Here is a 14,520-nt window from a genome sequence, read left to right as displayed (position 1 = left end):
GCCATCGACCTTCGCATTGGTCTTCCCGAGGCTGCGACCTTGCGCGCACCGGCGGCCAGATATTCCCTCTGGCCGGATGATCCCTTTGGGGCATCCGCAGATTACAATGTCTGGCCAAGTGCGTTTATGTGGCCTGCGCCTTGGCGCATGGCACTGGCTGGGTTCGTGATCCACAATACGGTCGAATCCTGTGCGCAATCAAAGGAGCCGACAAGGCCTCTCACCTCACGGATGATCTATCTGCGATTTACAGCAAGATTGTCTAATGGGGGAGCACCCACAAAGCTTCGATAGTTTTTCGACGGCAACCCAAGTGGCAGCGACTCAGCCGAACACGCCGTTGGCCGAGATCTGCGAGCCGTGTGCGGCCCGCTTCCGTGTTGAGGCTCACTACGATGATCGGTGGAAAACGCCCATAACACTTGCACCGTTACGTGTGCAGTATCGGGACGGGCCGATCACTCTGAAGGGGGTCGAACCCGCGCGTTGGCAACCTTTGGATTGCAGGACGGAGAGCCGATTCAAAGCGTGTTGCCCGAAGTCGGAGCTTAAGATGATCGTGCGCCCGAACCGGGGCCAATCACAGCACAACTTGTGCCAGAAAACGCTGGTGATCCCGCAGCATTGGAAGAGCAAATTGTCGCTGAACTGGCGGCGTTTGCGCGGACAATGGAAACGGCAATGCAGCCCTGGATCATCCAATGGGAAGCTGATGGCTGGCTTGGCCTGTTCGGCAGCCTCTGGGGTAGTATTAAGTCTGGAGCCTCCGCCTGGTGGGAAGGCGAAGGGGAGTTCTGGAACTCTGTTGGGGAGTGGTTGTCGAACCTTCCCGATATGCTGGGCGACGCCTGGGACAGCCTGTCGGAGAGTGCCAAGGCGCTTTGGGAAAACCGTGACCAGATATTGGCGCTGTTACAGAGCCTTGCCGAAGGATCCGTTGCCGCCTTTGAAGCTGGGTTGGAGGCGATTGCACGGGCGCTCCAAAGCATTCCAGGCCTGGAAGAGATTGCGCAACTGCTGAGCGATATTGTTGAGGAGAGCGCTGAATGGGCAGGTGCCATGATCGAGATGGCCACGCAGACCCGCGTTTTAGCGGTGCTGGGTGGGACGATGCTTGGCACCATGATGATGATCCCGCCCAATTTCTGGAGCGACATGGTCGGGTTGGGCGTGGGCTATCTCATCCCGGAACTGTTTATCGCAATTGTACTAGCGATCATCGCGTTCTTCACCGCCGGCGCTGGCGGCGCGGATTGCGACCTACATCGCAAAGGTGACAAAAGCACTGTCTGGTGCCGGTCGCGCTGGTCGGGCTTTGTTGCGCGTGTTCACCCTGTTGAAATCCATAAGTGGCAAGATGGTCGACCTCATCAGGGCTCTGAAAGGCAAGATCCACGAGATCGCAGAAGGGGTGACAAACGGGGTCACACGGATCACGCGCTCTTCCTCGCGCCGTGTGCTCCGGACAAAAGATGACTTTCTGGCCAAATACGGAAGCCGTTATAGTTCCGACACAGAAGCTGACGCAGCTTGGCGCTCCTACCAGCAAACGGCGAATTCGCGAAATGACATCATCATGGGGCGCTTGGAAGACACAGAGGTTGGAGATGCTTTGGGCATGACGCGTCTAAACAAGCCCGATTGGGCGATCAATGTTAATGATGCATGGATTCAGGGTGGAATTGACCCTGGAAAACCATTTTATCTTGGATCGCCAATCACCATGTCCAATTTGCGTTCAGGCAACCCAACGTACCCAACTACGGTTTTTTATCGAGAACTGAGACAACTCAGAGATGCCAGATATCGCCGTGTGGGTGACTACATGGTTCTTCCAGGTAGTTAGAGCATGCTTGAAAAGCTACTGAACAATATTGAAAAAATTGACGCTAGCAGCGTTCGCTTTCGCAAGGGCATGGACGAGATTATTCAGGATGTTTCTGAAGTACTGTTGGGCTGGGGTCACTTAAGCGCTGCCGAACGCAAGGTCTTTGATGGACATCTGAGTCGAGAGACCGGAGCCAAGCTCTTGGCAATTTCTTGTCGGTTTGCTGAAAAAGCCCTCGACACTCAAAACACAGATTTTGTCGATCTTGCGGTTTTATCCCACATAGCGGAAGGATTTAGGTCCGACTACCGCGAGAACTATCGCTATCTTGTCGTAGCAGATCACGCCGCACGACGCCTTGGGTACTCGTTGCAAGACTCCTTCGCTAAGTCGCAAAATGTCGCAAGTGAACGAACCTCTTCCCGCATGATGGACTTTTTTGCCCGAGACCCGGATCTCAATCAGCTTTCAGTGTTTGGACTGGCTGAAAAACAAACACCGGACGGCGTCCATATCTCTGCTGTGTAATTCAAACCTTGATCCCACGACAGCGCGGCGGTCTTCGCGGCACATTAGATATAGACCCCCGCTCTTGATTCTTGAGCTTGCTAAGGATCGTAGCATCGACACGTTACGAGTATGGTCTGCGGACCAGTTTGAAGCGCAAATACTGGGAAGCGGTCAGTTCAGCACATGCCGTTAAAAGCAACGCGGCGGCAAAAACAAATCTCTTCAAAACAATATCTTTCAAAAATATCTAAACATGACAACCGACCCAGATGACTTTGCCGATGATTTCAGTCTCCCCTGCCCTTTCAGGTAACACAATTGAGCTCTTCGAATTCCTTCAGGATGCCAATGATCTGCTCTTCGCTGAAACGGCTTCTCTTCATCGTCTGTCTCCTCAATTGGAGAACAGGCTAACCTCAAATCGAGAACTTTTCAGGGGAGCAGGTCAGGGTGTTTGACCAAACACAGCAACTTACGGAGACCTAAGGACTGCGTATGATCACGGCAAAGAACTAATTCGATGCATGGACCGTGGGATGCGGCTTTGAGCTTATGTCGGACTTCTTCTGTACTGTTTTTTAGTCCCAGAGAAACTCAGAATCCGATAAGTTCTTGTATGTTGACTAGCTGAGACACAAGGGCTTGGCCAAATTTCGTCAGTTAAATGTTCGCTTCTACACCGTCCCGGCTTGGCAGATAACATTTTTCAACACATTAGGCCTAATTTGGTTGCCGAAACGAAGACCGACCCTCGCTCCGCGATCCTGAAAATAGCATCCATATTGCCGCGCAACTGCGCCATTGTGATGTCCGCATTTTGTTTAGGGCTTGTTAAGCTTGATCTCGTTTTCTCGGATCTCAATCGATCCGTGATGCGAGGGCTTCTCATTGTTCAGGACATCGTTCAGAAGGTCTTTTTCTGCGACAGGCGTACTGTTGGCACTTGCCGTCGCCATCTCTCTGCTTTCCTCGGTGGGCCGTGCAGATGTCCAGTCCATCACGATCAAGGGTGCATTGAGTGTGTTTGACGGTGACACGTTGGAAATCGGGCCCGTGCTGATCCGATTGCACGGGATCGATGCGCCGGAGAACGGGCAAACCTGCTTCTCTCCAGATGGCGGGAAATGGCAGTGCGGTGCGGCGTCTGCGCGATCGCAGAGGCCCTTCTTACGAGAACATGCGGATTTCCGGATCTTCCCGGTACATGTACGTCGAGATGAACATGGAGTCCGGCATCATTTGCAAAGGCGCGAAGCATGGCAGCGTAGCCTTGCTCGCTTTCCCCTTCGCAAGCCAAAAAAAGAGATCTGCGCCGTTGCCTGATCGGAACTGCTCCTTCACCCGACCTGGGGTACAGCGCCGTATTCGCCGCTCATGTATTTCCCGTAGAAGTTTTCTGATCGGCGGACACCTTCGATCTCAGCGAGCTTGAAAACAGAGGTCTGCCCTTTCCGGTCTTTTTCACAGAACAAAATCTCCTCTTTGGTCAGCTCCGACAGCAAGCTGGCTGAATGACAGGTCATCCAAAGCTGCGCTCCATGCGGATTCCGAACCTCATCGCCGAACCAGCGTACAATCTCTGGGAGGAGCATAGGGTGTATTGTCGTATCCAGCTCATCAATGATGGCAATCCCACCTGTTGATAGCGCCTGCACGAGATAGGGAAAAACCGACACCAAATTACGAGTCCCATCACTCTCACGCCGGAGCGTAATGATCTGGTCAAGCCCAGCGTGTTGAAAATGCAAGGTAATGTCATCCGCATAGCGATGGATTTGAACGTCCTCAATTCCCAAGTCGATCCGCCTTGCGAGATCCTTGAGTGCGTCAAAGAACGACGGGTGATCACGATAGAAATTGGATAGGTCACGCTCGCCGATGATCTTCCGATCAATGAAAATGTCGGAAAAAATCAATGCTGTTGACTTCAAGAAGTGACCTGCAACCGGATTGTTCAATTGACCGAGTGTGGCGATGATGCTGGCGCGCTCGCGGAGAACCGACTTCAAGGCGAGCCGGGTGCCTTTGTCGATCAGACCAGGGGCGGCCTTTACAATCTCCAAGCCACGTCGCTCCAAAATGGTGATTGGTTTCCCGCGTCTTTTGGGCTGATAAGTGATCTTCTCTGACAGCACGATATCCTGCAACCCATCTCCTTGGGGTGCTCTTCGAGGTCCCAATATCACTTCATAAGAATAGGGGCATTGTTCGCCCTCGATGCTGGGGTTCAGAAAATCCACAAACCCTGCAAAGCTGAACGCGAGTCGTGTTCTTTGCTCCAGTTTTTCCATGGAGCCGAATTTTTCGTAGGGCAGGGATGTCTCTGGGCTCCAATCAAAGCTTCGACTGACGAACCAGGTTGCGAAGGTGATCGCGCGCAAGACGTTCGTCTTGCCGGCCGCATTCGGACCGAACAAGGCAACGACGTTCGGTGATCGGTCGTCCGAATCTTTATAAATGGGCGATAATCGACCAAGCACATCGTCTGTGCCTTTCCGCGCGCGGAGATCGATCGTGATCGGATCGCCGATGGACAGAAAGTTCTCAATCTCAACCTTGAATAGCATATGCCTCTCCAAACATCGTAGAGGATAATGCCCATAACAACGATTGCAACAAAAATTTGTTACTTTCTGATTTATAGGTCTTCAATACATGATTTTGTGGAGCAGAACGACGCTGAGATGCGTGCGTTTACTCCAGAGTGTACGCGTACATGCCAGTATAACCCCGGCAGATTTTTGCAATAGCACGTTAGGGGCTCTTGGTGACTTAGCACTTAATTCGATAATCGTGGCTCCGATTTTGTCGGGACTTCGCCATGACCGAACCACTTCCAGACGAGGTAGACGACGCCCAGTGGGCAGAAGCCTGCCGCCGTGCGGCCGCGATACGCAGGTTCCTGGACTCCAGTTCCGGTGAATCAAGCGTGGCCGCTATTGCCGATCTTGCCTCCGAGCTGCAGGTCAGCCAAGCGACGACATACCGCTTGCTGAGACGGTTTCGGGCGAACGGAACCGTCATGTCGCTCGTTGAAACCAAGCGCGGACGTCCGATGGGCCATCGCGCTTTGGATGCTCAACGGGAAGAGATCGTCGAGACGGCAATCCGCAAGTACTATCTGAAACCGACCCGCCCGACGGTCTCGCAGTTGGTGCGAGACATTGAAACGGATTGCACCGCGGCAGGATTGAAGCCGCCGCATCGTCGAACGATTGAGCGGCGTCTGGGTGACCTGGACCTGCGCCACCGGGCGCAGCGCCGGGGCGAGACGCAGATCATAAAAGAGACGATGCCGGTCCCGGGAACACTGAGCACCTCCCGACCCCTCGAGATTGTTCAGATCGATCACACAAAGGCCGACATCTTTGTCGTCGATGAGGAAACCCGCGAACCGATCGGACGACCCTGGCTGACCCTGGCCATGGATGTCTTCAGCCGTATGGTGACGGGGTTCTACCTGACCATGGATGCGCCATCCCGGCTTTCGACGAGCCTCTGCCTGCTGCATTCGGTATATGACAAGACTGCCTGGCTAAAAGCGCGCGAGATCGAAGAGCCTTGGCCTGTGGCCGGCCTTCCCGACCGGGTTCATGTGGACAACGGCGCGGATTTCCGGAGTCGCGCCTTCAAGCGTGGCTGCGAGAATGCGGGCATTGCGATCGACTGGCGGCCGCCGGGGACTCCGCGCTTCGGCGGACACATCGAGCGGCTGATCGGCACCCAAATGGGACGGCTGCACCTTTTGCCCGGCACGACCTTCAGCAACGCGCAGGACCTCGCGGAGTATGATTCAAGGAAACATGCGGCGCTGACCTTGCGTGAGTTGGAGCGTTATATCGCCCTCGACATTGTCGGGTCCTATCATCAATCCATCCACAGCTCGCTGAGCCGCCCTCCCCTCGCCGTCTGGCGGGACCACGGAGGTGAGACCCCTCTGCGGCTGCCGCAGGATCGACTGCAGTTCTGGGTCTCTTTCCTGCCGGAACAGGAGCGGACCTTGCGCCCGACCGGCATCCATCTGTTTGGTTTGCGCTACTGGTCTCCCGCGCTCAGCGCCGATGTCGGCCGGACTGAGCGGCGGCTTCTGGTGAAGTACGATCCGCGCGACATGTCGCGCGTGTTCGTGCGGCGGCCCACGGGCAACTTCGTTGAAGCCCGCCACGCGGACCTGACCCTGGCACCCATTTCCCTGCACGAGGCTTTGACGGCGCGTCGCACCCTGCGTGAGAAAGGGCGGCGTGAAGTCGATAGCCGCGCGGTCGTGAGGACCGCGCTCGAACAGCGGAAGTTGGTTGACGAGGCCGTAAACAAAACCGCGACCGCGCGGCGCGGCAAGGCTCAACCGAGGCGGGGCGATGACTTCCGGAACACGGGCACGCTCCGTGGTGTCGACTCCACCAAACCGGTGCCCTTTGTTGAGGATACCGAATGAGCTGGAGCCAAAATGACAAACGATCACCCTCATCTGACCGCCCACGCGGCGGCCCTGCTGTCTGAACCCCAAGCAGGACGCATTCGCGCCATCAGGTCCCGCCGTTGGGTTCTCTACCCTCGCGCAAAGCAAGCCCTCGATCGCCTTGAGGCGCTCCTTGATCATCCAAGAGGCCCCCGCATGCCGTCTGTCGCGATCTTTGGCGACAGCGGGATGGGCAAGACCATGATCATGCAACGCTTCCGCGATCAGCATCCGCTGCATCTCGCTCGCCGGACCGGTATTCTGAAGACACCGGTCCTGGCCATGGAAATGGTCAGTCGCCCCGGCGAGCGGCGCTTCTATGGTGAACTGCTTCCCCTCCTCGGCGCGCCCCAGGCACCGCGGGCCGATATTGCTCAGATGGAACAGGCGACCATGCGGATCATGAAGGCCATCGGCGTCCAGGTGCTGGTCATCGACGAAGTTCACAACATCCTCGCCGGGACCTATCGAGAGCAACGTATCGTGCTCAACATGCTGCGCTTTCTCAGCAATCGGCTCCAAATCTCACTGGTCTGCTTCGGCGTGAACGACGCCCGGGAAGCCATCGGCGGTGACGTTCAGCTTGCGCGCCGCTTTGAGCAGCTCACCCTGAACCGCTGGGCCGCCAATGAGGACTTCGAGACGCTGGTCGCGTCGATCCTGCGCAACACTCCATTGCGGCAATCCTCTGTGCTGACGCCGAAATCCCTGCGGCGCATTCTGCAGATCACGGATGGCATTACGGCCAACATCTTCCAGATGCTGGGCAGCCTTGCAATCGAGGCCATCGAAAGCGGTACCGAACACATCAGCGACAGCGCCGTCGAGGCCTGGGTGCCTGCATTTGATACCGAGGCGGCCTTCGCATGACGGGACCCCTGCCCGTCACCTTGCCGCCCATGCGCGGCGAACTTCTTTCATCCTGGATCAGCCGCCACGCGGACTTTTATGGGGTCACGCCGTTAACCATGCTGCGTCATGGATTGCCGGAGGCGACGTCGCTTGGTGCAATCGACCTGTCCCTGACCAAAGCCCAGGCAGACCGGATTGCGGGGATGTTTGGCGTTAGCCCGAAATTTGTACGCAGCCTGAGCTTCGCAGACGCCCCGAAAGCAGCTCGCCGGTTCATCGCCAAGAGTCCGGTGCAACATTGCGCGCATTGCATTGATACCGACATTGGCTCGCCGCCAATCCTGCGGAGTGAATTGCAAGGTTGGCGGATCACCTGCCCGCACTGTGGGGAACTATTCCAGGACAAGACCACCAGCGATGGCGATCGAACGCTTGCACCGTATCGCGTAGCGGCACGTCGCGGTGAGACCTTGTTGCACAACCACACAGAACGCGGCGTTGAAACATGGTTGCCACCTCTGGAGATTGCGCGACTCCTGCTCATGCGCCGCATCCCCTGGCCACCCCCTCGCGATTGCGATTTTTGGCGCTACCGGCTCCTCGGCGCCATCGTTCCCGATTTTGATGACCTTCTGACCAAAGAGTCCGCGTCCGCGTTCTCGCCAAAGCACCCCATTCTGCCGCTACACATCCGTCCCGCGCTCCTAGCAGGCGTGGCAATCATCGACCACGCAGGGCCGCCGATGCTGAAAATGTTGCAAGGGCACATGATGGGAGACAACAAAACCCGATTTGTCATGGCGACCGACCATTTGGTAACCCCGGCGATCGAGTGGGGACCACCCCAACAGATGCAGTTGATATGAGACTCAGGCTCGATGATTCTCAGATTGAAGTGCCAAAAATCTTCGAAACGACCGCATTCTTACATTTAAGTGCTAAGTGACACCTAAGTCATCGTACCGACGGCCATTGCACAATCTATCCCTCGCGCATTCTCTAACTCAACTTTTTAACCGCGATCTTATTGTCCAGAATTAGGATTTCACCGATTCTTTTTGCTAAGGTATCAACGGCATCGTCAAAGTCTAAATTCTCTACTTCACTCAGACTAAACTCCGCCAAGATGGCAGCTTTCCCATCCCTAACCCTGTGCACCACAAACCTACCCGAGTTTTCATCAAAAAAAACGCTATGCGATTTCATATCAATTCCACCAAACGTTCAAGGGCGTAACGGGATATCCGTATCTTTCGCACTCATTTCTTCTCAGTTCAGCTGTACCGTAGCACATATTGGCTTGAGCAAGTCGCGATTTTCGTTTGCCCAACGCTCGGCAAACATCCAAATCGTCTTGGTACTGTTTTTCGCAGTCTACGCCGTCGTCTTTTTCGCAACTCCCGTCACCCTCGGTGGCATCATTTTTTGCGTCTTCGCCAGCAGTTCCATCGCCTGGCGTAGTTGGCGTGACTGCGGCCCCGATGCCAAGTGCAATTGCCAAGCCTGACCCTGCACCGGAAGGAATGCTGATCCCGCCGCCAAATGCGCCAGCGCAAGCTACGGCAAGTGGCCCGATGCAGGTTCCCCTTGGATCTATGTACCTGTTCGGGTTTTGGAGGGCATATCCGTAGACGCTAGCGCCATCGACGAGCCCGAGGGGATCTGCCTGGATGTAGCGTCCTGTTGTGGGGTCATACTCCCGCATCCAGTTCTGGTGCAGGCCGCTTTCGCTTTGGAACCACTGACCCGGGAAGCGCAGGTCAGGGTTCGATCTCGTGGCGGTCTGCACACCGCCGAAGGGCAGGTAACTGGCCTCCCAGACTTTGACACCAACGTCGTCTGTGACAAAGACAGGCCGAGCGACGTGATCGGTACGGATGAAGGCGATCGCACCTGTCGCACCGTCAATCACGGCGACAGGGGCACCGTCCAGCCAGATGTACTCCTGCAGCAGCGTCGCGGTGCCGGTCTGCGGGTCATAGTCGTATTCCGCCAGTCGGTTGCCATCGAGATCATGGACGGAGTGGATGGTCTGGCCTGCCTGGGTTAGGCGGCGTACGACCTGTTGGCCCATGGCGTTGTAGAGGTACTCCGCCTGCACCACGCCGTTGATCGCAAAGCTCTCCATCCGGCCCGCGGCATTATAGGCATAGCCATAGCCACCGCCATTCTGGTTGTCGTATGTGACATTGCCCGCCGCATCATAGGTCAGCACACGGCCGCCCCCCGCCCCCTGCGCGATGCTTTCCAGCCGGTTCGAGGTCAGCGGGTAGGTATAGATATCCGTGACCGTCGTCGCAGAGGCGGTGATTGCACGGGTCGCACGGTTGCCAACCGCGTCGTAGGTATAGTCGATCTGGTCGTAGGGACCCGAGGCCTGCGAGAGGAATTCACGGCTGGAATATTGATAGATCTCGTTGTTCAGCGCGTTCAGCCCGTCGGTCAGGGAGGCGAGATTGTCCCGGCTGGTGTAGCTGTGGGTCACATCCCGCAGGGTGGTCAGGCCGACCTGATCCAACAGCCCGGTGAGCCGGTAGGAGGTGTCATAGGTTCGCGTATGGGTCGCTCCGTCGCCATAGATCATCGAGGCCAGCGGCCCGGAGGGTTTGTAGGTGACCTGATCCACGACCGTCTGAGGCGGTGGATATTGCCCCGTGCCCGGATCAATGATCAGGCGCTGCGCTGTGATCTTGCTCACCCGGTCGAGCGCGTCGAAGGTGTAAGCGATTTCGAGCGCGCCCGGATAGGTCACCTTCTGGAGCCTGCCATAGCTGTCGTGATCATAGAGCACGTCATATTGCGCGGCGTCCGTGACCCGGCGATCCAGGGCAACGTAGCCGTCACTGCCATATTCACGGGTGATCGAGCCGCTCTCATCGTTGATCTGGCCGATCTTGTCCTCGCCCGTACTGCCATTGACGGTCGTGTCATAGACGAAGGCCTGGTCTTCACCCGGCGCTGAGGGGAAGGATCGCGAGGTCAGACGACCACCATCATCATAGGCATAGGTTGAGAGGACGCCCCGCGCGTCAGTCATCGAAGTGACCAAGGCGAACCTGCGCACCATGCCAAGGCGACGGGACCATGTGTTATCGTCTGCACCGCCGTAGTTTGCCTTCCAATCAAGGAATAAGGGTGCCGATATCCGATCGAACCCGTTTTCATCGCCATAGGTCGTGAACTTGCGCAGGACCCGTTCATCAAAGGAGAGATCAAGACCCATCGACCGGCGCAGTGCCAAATATTCATCAAGCCGTTGAGACAGTGTTTTCATTGCACTTCCTCCAACGTCGGTCAGGAACGTGAGATCGAGCGCAAGGCATCCACATCGTATTGCGCATAGATCGTCGTGGTCATCGCCGACCGGTGACGCAGCACATCCCCGATCTTCTCAAGCGAAGCGCCTTTCCGCAGCATGTCGGTGGCCAGGCTGTGCCGCAAAATGTGCGTGCCGATATAGGCTTGTGGCGGACTAATGCCGGTCGCATCATAGGCATCCCGCAAAATCCAGCGCAGGATTTGCGCGTCCTTGAACCGCTTGAACGGCGGTTTGACGGAGACGAACAGCGCCCGATCCGGACCTCGGCGCTCATTCTTAATGTAATCGACGATCGCCTCGCCAACCTCCGACGACATTGGCATCCGATCGTGCAACTGCCTCTTGCCGCGGATCAGGATTTCTCCGGCCCGCCAGTCGATATCATCCAGTTCAATGGCCGCCACTTCCGGCGCTCGAAGGCCAAGCCTGGCAATCAACATCAGCATTGCATAGTTGCGTCGGCCCGTTTTTTTGTGGCCGCGCACCACCTCGATGAGACGATTGACCTCTTCCGGCTCAAGATACCGCGGAATGCCGGTTGGTTTGGGCTGGCGCGCTTTTGGCACGGCGGCACTCAGGTTGCGCTCGGTCTTTCCGCTCCAGAACAGGAACTGGAAGAGGTTGCGAAGATGCGACGGGCCTGTCTTGTCCCGCGGCGCGTTTTGTTCCTTGCGCAACCAGAGTATGAACCCCGTGATGTCGTCGGGCTCGATGCTATTCAGATCGCCTAGACCGGCGCCGAACTTCGCTGTCAGGAACCGATCAAAGAACCGCAAGCAATGGTAGATCGTCTCCTCGGACAGGCCGCGTTGAACGCGCAGGTAGGTTTTATATTCGCGACAGAGAACCGCCCGCGGCGACATATCGATTGGTTCCGGTTCACGCGGCGGCGCCCCGTGTTCAGCGATCAAATAGTCCCGGAACCGTTCCAGTTGGTACTTAACTTGGCTTCGACCTGACGCCCAAATTTGTTGTGTAATCTGTGAGATCAGTTCTTCTGCGGTTTGGTCATCCAACTTCATAAGCGGAACACCAGAACACTCGAGCTTGGCTGCAAACTTCCGAGCGTTGCGCGCATAGTTTTCGACCGTGTGAGTGCTATATCCCTGAGCTGTGATCATCGCCACAAAATTGGCGGCGGCTTCGTCCAGAGTGCTTTGAACTGTTTGATCTGGTTTTTCTTTTGCCATTTTGGCCTCCTTCGTTTCAACGAAGAGGCAGTGTGGCCAGCGAACGCTTTAGTTACAGCCTGTTAACCAAATCTTGAGACATTGACGCCCAATCAGTTCCGGGCACCTTGCATGCATCAATCATTTTCAGATTTTATCCGCACCGGCGGAGAGGGCGAGTTTCTGCTTCGGAAGTCCGACGGTCGCGTTCTCGGCCAGCGCGTCAACTGGTCCGTCAAGAACAACTTTCCAAACTATGGCGCACTGCGGAGCAGTTTTGAAGACCGCCTTGATACCGTCGGCCGCGACAATGCCACCATGCTGCTGGATGCTTTGGCTGATGCCTATGACCCACCCCTAGATGAGCAGGACCTCCCCAGCATTGCTAGCGCGGCCGACGAGACTCTGAACGAGTGGGATCAAAGACTGGCAGCAATCTGGGCCGAATGGAACACACATCCTCAAAGGCTCCGACCTGTTCGGCAAGCCATGGAAGAGCGGCTGCTGCGGAACTTTGCTGGTCTGATCAATGAGATCAGGCAACGTGACCTCGGCATTGAACAGTATGTTTGGCAAACCGTAGGTGATGAGAAGGTCCGGGCCTCGCATTCCGCTCGCGGCGGTGGCGTGTATAGATGGGATTCGAACGGTGAGAAGCCTGGCGAAGCGCCAAACTGTCGTTGTTCCGCGCGCCCGGTGCCGCCCGGAGCCGACATTGGTCTGCTGGGACCCGTTGGTTTGCTTGACAGGTTCCTGAGCGATCTCGGGGACGATTTTTCAGCAGGTATAGGCGTTCGACCTCAGACTTTCGGTGAACGCTTACGCGACCTATTCCAACCAGAACCGGGCATCACGATTGATGACGAGATGCTCGACGTCCAGACGCAAGGCGACTTGGCTTTAGCGTTCCAGCAATTGGGAGACGCCATCAAAGATAACCCGGACGCCTTCCTCAATCTTCTGGAGCGCCACGGAGACGGACTGGGACGCCTGGCATCGGTCTTTGGGATATCAAATCCCGACGCCCTGGCGGCGGCAGCCACTCTGGCAGCGGCCGGAGCGTCAAATGAACTTATCGATCAGGCACTCACCCAAGCCCGCAGCCCAATAGACCGGTTCGTCGGGGGCACCGCCACATCGCTGGTGGATGTCGCTGAGGCGATACGAGGAATTCCCGACATACGTCTGGACGACCTGCGCCGTGTGGCTGAGGCCATCTATGCCGATCCATCGTCCTTGCCCGAAGCGATGGTGGAGCCGTTTCGCGAAAGGATCGCTGTAGGCGATTATGCCGGCGCTTTGGGTTATGGGCTGCCAGAAGTCCTGGCCGGAGTCGCCGCCCTTGGCCGTGTTCGGCGTCGCGCCGAGGGGCTAACAGCACCCGAGGAACTCACGCTCGACCGCCTTAGAACCGATCCGGACTTCGAAGGCGTCACCAATGCGGGACCGTACTCGCCAAAGTTCGAGAAGTGGATCAATCGGGGCGGCACAGTTGAACTGATGCCAGAGGGACATTTCCGCTATACAGCGGACATCGAGCTTCTGGGACAGCCTCAACGGGTCTCTGTAGAGTATCCGGGTGGATACCCCGACTTCCGTCCGTTTATGACTCATCCAAGTGGTGTGCGGTCCGTTGAGATTGATGTTTCTGGGACTGGAAGGACCGACAACCGCTGGGCAAATGTCGCCGCTGGAAAGCCGGAATGGGGACGCGATGCACCTGAAGACTGGGTTTGGCACCATGTTGAAGATGCACGTACGATGCAGCTGATCCCCCGAGTAATAAACCGAGACTTCTTCCACCAAGGCGGCGCATCCAGAGCGAGAAATCAATGAACTTCGAGAGGCAGAATGAACCAATTGATGATGCAAAAATCAACGGATTTGAGGTAACCAGAGCCCTCAGGTTACCTGCTGACTACAGAGCGTTCCTCCTAAAATGCAATGGTGGCCGCCCCGCCGATTCCAATGCCTTTTTTCAGGTGCAAGGTCTCATCTTGCTGAGCATTGAGGAAATTTATGGTATTACCAGTAATACCCTAAATTCCATCGAAGACGATCCTTACAACAATTTTTCGGCCTACATCCATTCGCACCTGCTTCAGATCGCCTACACAGGCTCGCAAGGCATCTACATGGATCTTCGGGAAGGCCCAATGCATGGCAGAATTTACATCTTGGCGCGCCCCGCAAACGAGACGCTAAAGGTAGACGACGCAGGCTTTCAAGACGAGGATGACTACGAAGAGGCTCTGTTCCTCCATCCAGTCGCGAATACGTTCTCGGAATTCATAGCGATGCTTGGGCCTGATCCGAACGAAGTCTGATCTTTCGCCTCAGAATTATCCTCGATTATGCCGCGCACAAGCAGCGCATCCGCCAA

The 14,520-nt window shown here is 56.3% G+C and carries 12 protein-coding genes; 8 read left to right on the top strand and 4 right to left on the bottom strand.

The features are described 5' to 3' along the window. The first annotated feature begins 594 nt into the window (after nucleotides 1–594). From H7847_RS12800 to H7847_RS12790, 3 genes are all read left to right on the top strand, one after another. Nucleotides 595–1,476 (top strand): hypothetical protein, encoded by an 882-nt coding sequence (locus tag H7847_RS12800; protein ID WP_227269866.1) that lies wholly within the window; start codon nucleotides 595–597, stop codon nucleotides 1,474–1,476. A 373-nt stretch (nucleotides 1,477–1,849) separates the two neighbouring features. Next, nucleotides 1,850–2,356, top strand: coding sequence for a hypothetical protein (locus H7847_RS12795; RefSeq protein ID WP_227269865.1), 507 nt, complete (start codon nucleotides 1,850–1,852; stop codon nucleotides 2,354–2,356). Between the two features lie 918 nt (nucleotides 2,357–3,274). Then, nucleotides 3,275–3,661, top strand: a complete 387-nt coding sequence (locus H7847_RS12790) for a thermonuclease family protein (protein WP_227269864.1) — start codon at nucleotides 3,275–3,277, stop codon at nucleotides 3,659–3,661. 14 nt (nucleotides 3,662–3,675) lie between these two features. Here the strand turns inward: H7847_RS12790 and H7847_RS12785 are convergent, their stop codons facing one another. Next, on the bottom strand, nucleotides 3,676–4,905 hold the full coding sequence (locus H7847_RS12785) for an AAA family ATPase (protein ID WP_227269863.1): 1,230 nt from the start codon (nucleotides 4,903–4,905) through the stop codon (nucleotides 3,676–3,678). Nucleotides 4,906–5,159: 254 nt separating this feature from the next. Here H7847_RS12785 and H7847_RS12780 point away from each other — a divergent pair, with 254 nt between their 5' ends. Genes H7847_RS12780 through H7847_RS12770 form a run of 3 tightly spaced genes read left to right on the top strand, consistent with a single transcriptional unit; the run spans nucleotide 5,160 to nucleotide 8,515 of the window. Then, entirely contained in the window at nucleotides 5,160–6,773 is a 1,614-nt protein-coding gene (locus tag H7847_RS12780; protein ID WP_227269862.1) for a Mu transposase C-terminal domain-containing protein, read from the top strand. 12 nt (nucleotides 6,774–6,785) lie between these two features. Next, nucleotides 6,786–7,667, top strand: a complete 882-nt coding sequence (locus tag H7847_RS12775; RefSeq protein ID WP_227269861.1) for a TniB family NTP-binding protein — start codon at nucleotides 6,786–6,788, stop codon at nucleotides 7,665–7,667. Further along, nucleotides 7,664–8,515, top strand: coding sequence for a TniQ family protein (locus tag H7847_RS12770; RefSeq protein ID WP_227269860.1), 852 nt, complete (start codon nucleotides 7,664–7,666; stop codon nucleotides 8,513–8,515). Before H7847_RS12775 ends, H7847_RS12770 begins: the two co-directional genes overlap by 4 nt. 133 nt (nucleotides 8,516–8,648) lie before the next feature. Here H7847_RS12770 and H7847_RS12765 read toward each other — a convergent pair whose 3' ends face one another. Genes H7847_RS12765 through H7847_RS12755 form a run of 3 tightly spaced genes read right to left on the bottom strand, consistent with a single transcriptional unit; the run spans nucleotide 8,649 to nucleotide 12,158 of the window. Next, nucleotides 8,649–8,855, bottom strand: coding sequence for a hypothetical protein (locus H7847_RS12765; protein ID WP_227269859.1), 207 nt, complete (start codon nucleotides 8,853–8,855; stop codon nucleotides 8,649–8,651). 1 nt (nucleotide 8,856) lies between these two features. Next, nucleotides 8,857–10,923 carry an RHS repeat-associated core domain-containing protein gene (locus H7847_RS12760; protein WP_227269858.1) on the bottom strand — a complete coding sequence of 689 codons (2,067 nt, stop codon included), beginning with the start codon at nucleotides 10,921–10,923 and terminating at the stop codon, nucleotides 8,857–8,859. A gap of 20 nt (nucleotides 10,924–10,943) precedes the next feature. Further along, nucleotides 10,944–12,158: a tyrosine-type recombinase/integrase gene (locus H7847_RS12755; RefSeq protein WP_227269857.1), complete on the bottom strand. Its 1,215-nt coding sequence runs from the start codon at nucleotides 12,156–12,158 to the stop codon at nucleotides 10,944–10,946. 111 nt (nucleotides 12,159–12,269) lie between these two features. Between H7847_RS12755 and H7847_RS12750 the strand changes: the two genes are divergently transcribed. Beyond that, nucleotides 12,270–13,973: an HNH endonuclease gene (locus H7847_RS12750; RefSeq protein WP_227269856.1), complete on the top strand. Its 1,704-nt coding sequence runs from the start codon at nucleotides 12,270–12,272 to the stop codon at nucleotides 13,971–13,973. Further along, nucleotides 13,970–14,464 carry an SMI1/KNR4 family protein gene (locus tag H7847_RS12745; protein WP_227269855.1) on the top strand — a complete coding sequence of 165 codons (495 nt, stop codon included), beginning with the start codon at nucleotides 13,970–13,972 and terminating at the stop codon, nucleotides 14,462–14,464. Before H7847_RS12750 ends, H7847_RS12745 begins: the two co-directional genes overlap by 4 nt. Nucleotides 14,465–14,520: the final 56 nt, after the last annotated feature.

Source organism: Roseobacter weihaiensis, assembly GCF_020622345.1.
Taxonomy (GTDB): domain Bacteria; phylum Pseudomonadota; class Alphaproteobacteria; order Rhodobacterales; family Rhodobacteraceae; genus Roseobacter; species Roseobacter weihaiensis.
This window is presented reverse-complemented; position numbering and strand designations above follow the sequence as displayed.

Bases quoted from the DNA above. Each gene is read 5' to 3' on its own strand.
- H7847_RS12795 (WP_227269865.1), top strand. From the start codon at position 1,850: ATGCTTGAAAAGCTACTGAACAATATTGAAAAAATTGACGCTAGCAGC.
- H7847_RS12785 (WP_227269863.1), bottom strand. From the start codon at position 4,905: ATGCTATTCAAGGTTGAGATTGAGAACTTTCTGTCCATCGGCGATCCG.
- H7847_RS12780 (WP_227269862.1), top strand. From the start codon at position 5,160: ATGACCGAACCACTTCCAGACGAGGTAGACGACGCCCAGTGGGCAGAA.
- H7847_RS12775 (WP_227269861.1), top strand. From the start codon at position 6,786: ATGACAAACGATCACCCTCATCTGACCGCCCACGCGGCGGCCCTGCTG.
- H7847_RS12770 (WP_227269860.1), top strand. From the start codon at position 7,664: ATGACGGGACCCCTGCCCGTCACCTTGCCGCCCATGCGCGGCGAACTT.
- H7847_RS12765 (WP_227269859.1), bottom strand. From the start codon at position 8,855: ATGAAATCGCATAGCGTTTTTTTTGATGAAAACTCGGGTAGGTTTGTG.
- H7847_RS12760 (WP_227269858.1), bottom strand. From the start codon at position 10,923: ATGAAAACACTGTCTCAACGGCTTGATGAATATTTGGCACTGCGCCGG.
- H7847_RS12755 (WP_227269857.1), bottom strand. From the start codon at position 12,158: ATGGCAAAAGAAAAACCAGATCAAACAGTTCAAAGCACTCTGGACGAA.
- H7847_RS12750 (WP_227269856.1), top strand. From the start codon at position 12,270: ATGCATCAATCATTTTCAGATTTTATCCGCACCGGCGGAGAGGGCGAG.
- H7847_RS12745 (WP_227269855.1), top strand. From the start codon at position 13,970: ATGAACTTCGAGAGGCAGAATGAACCAATTGATGATGCAAAAATCAAC.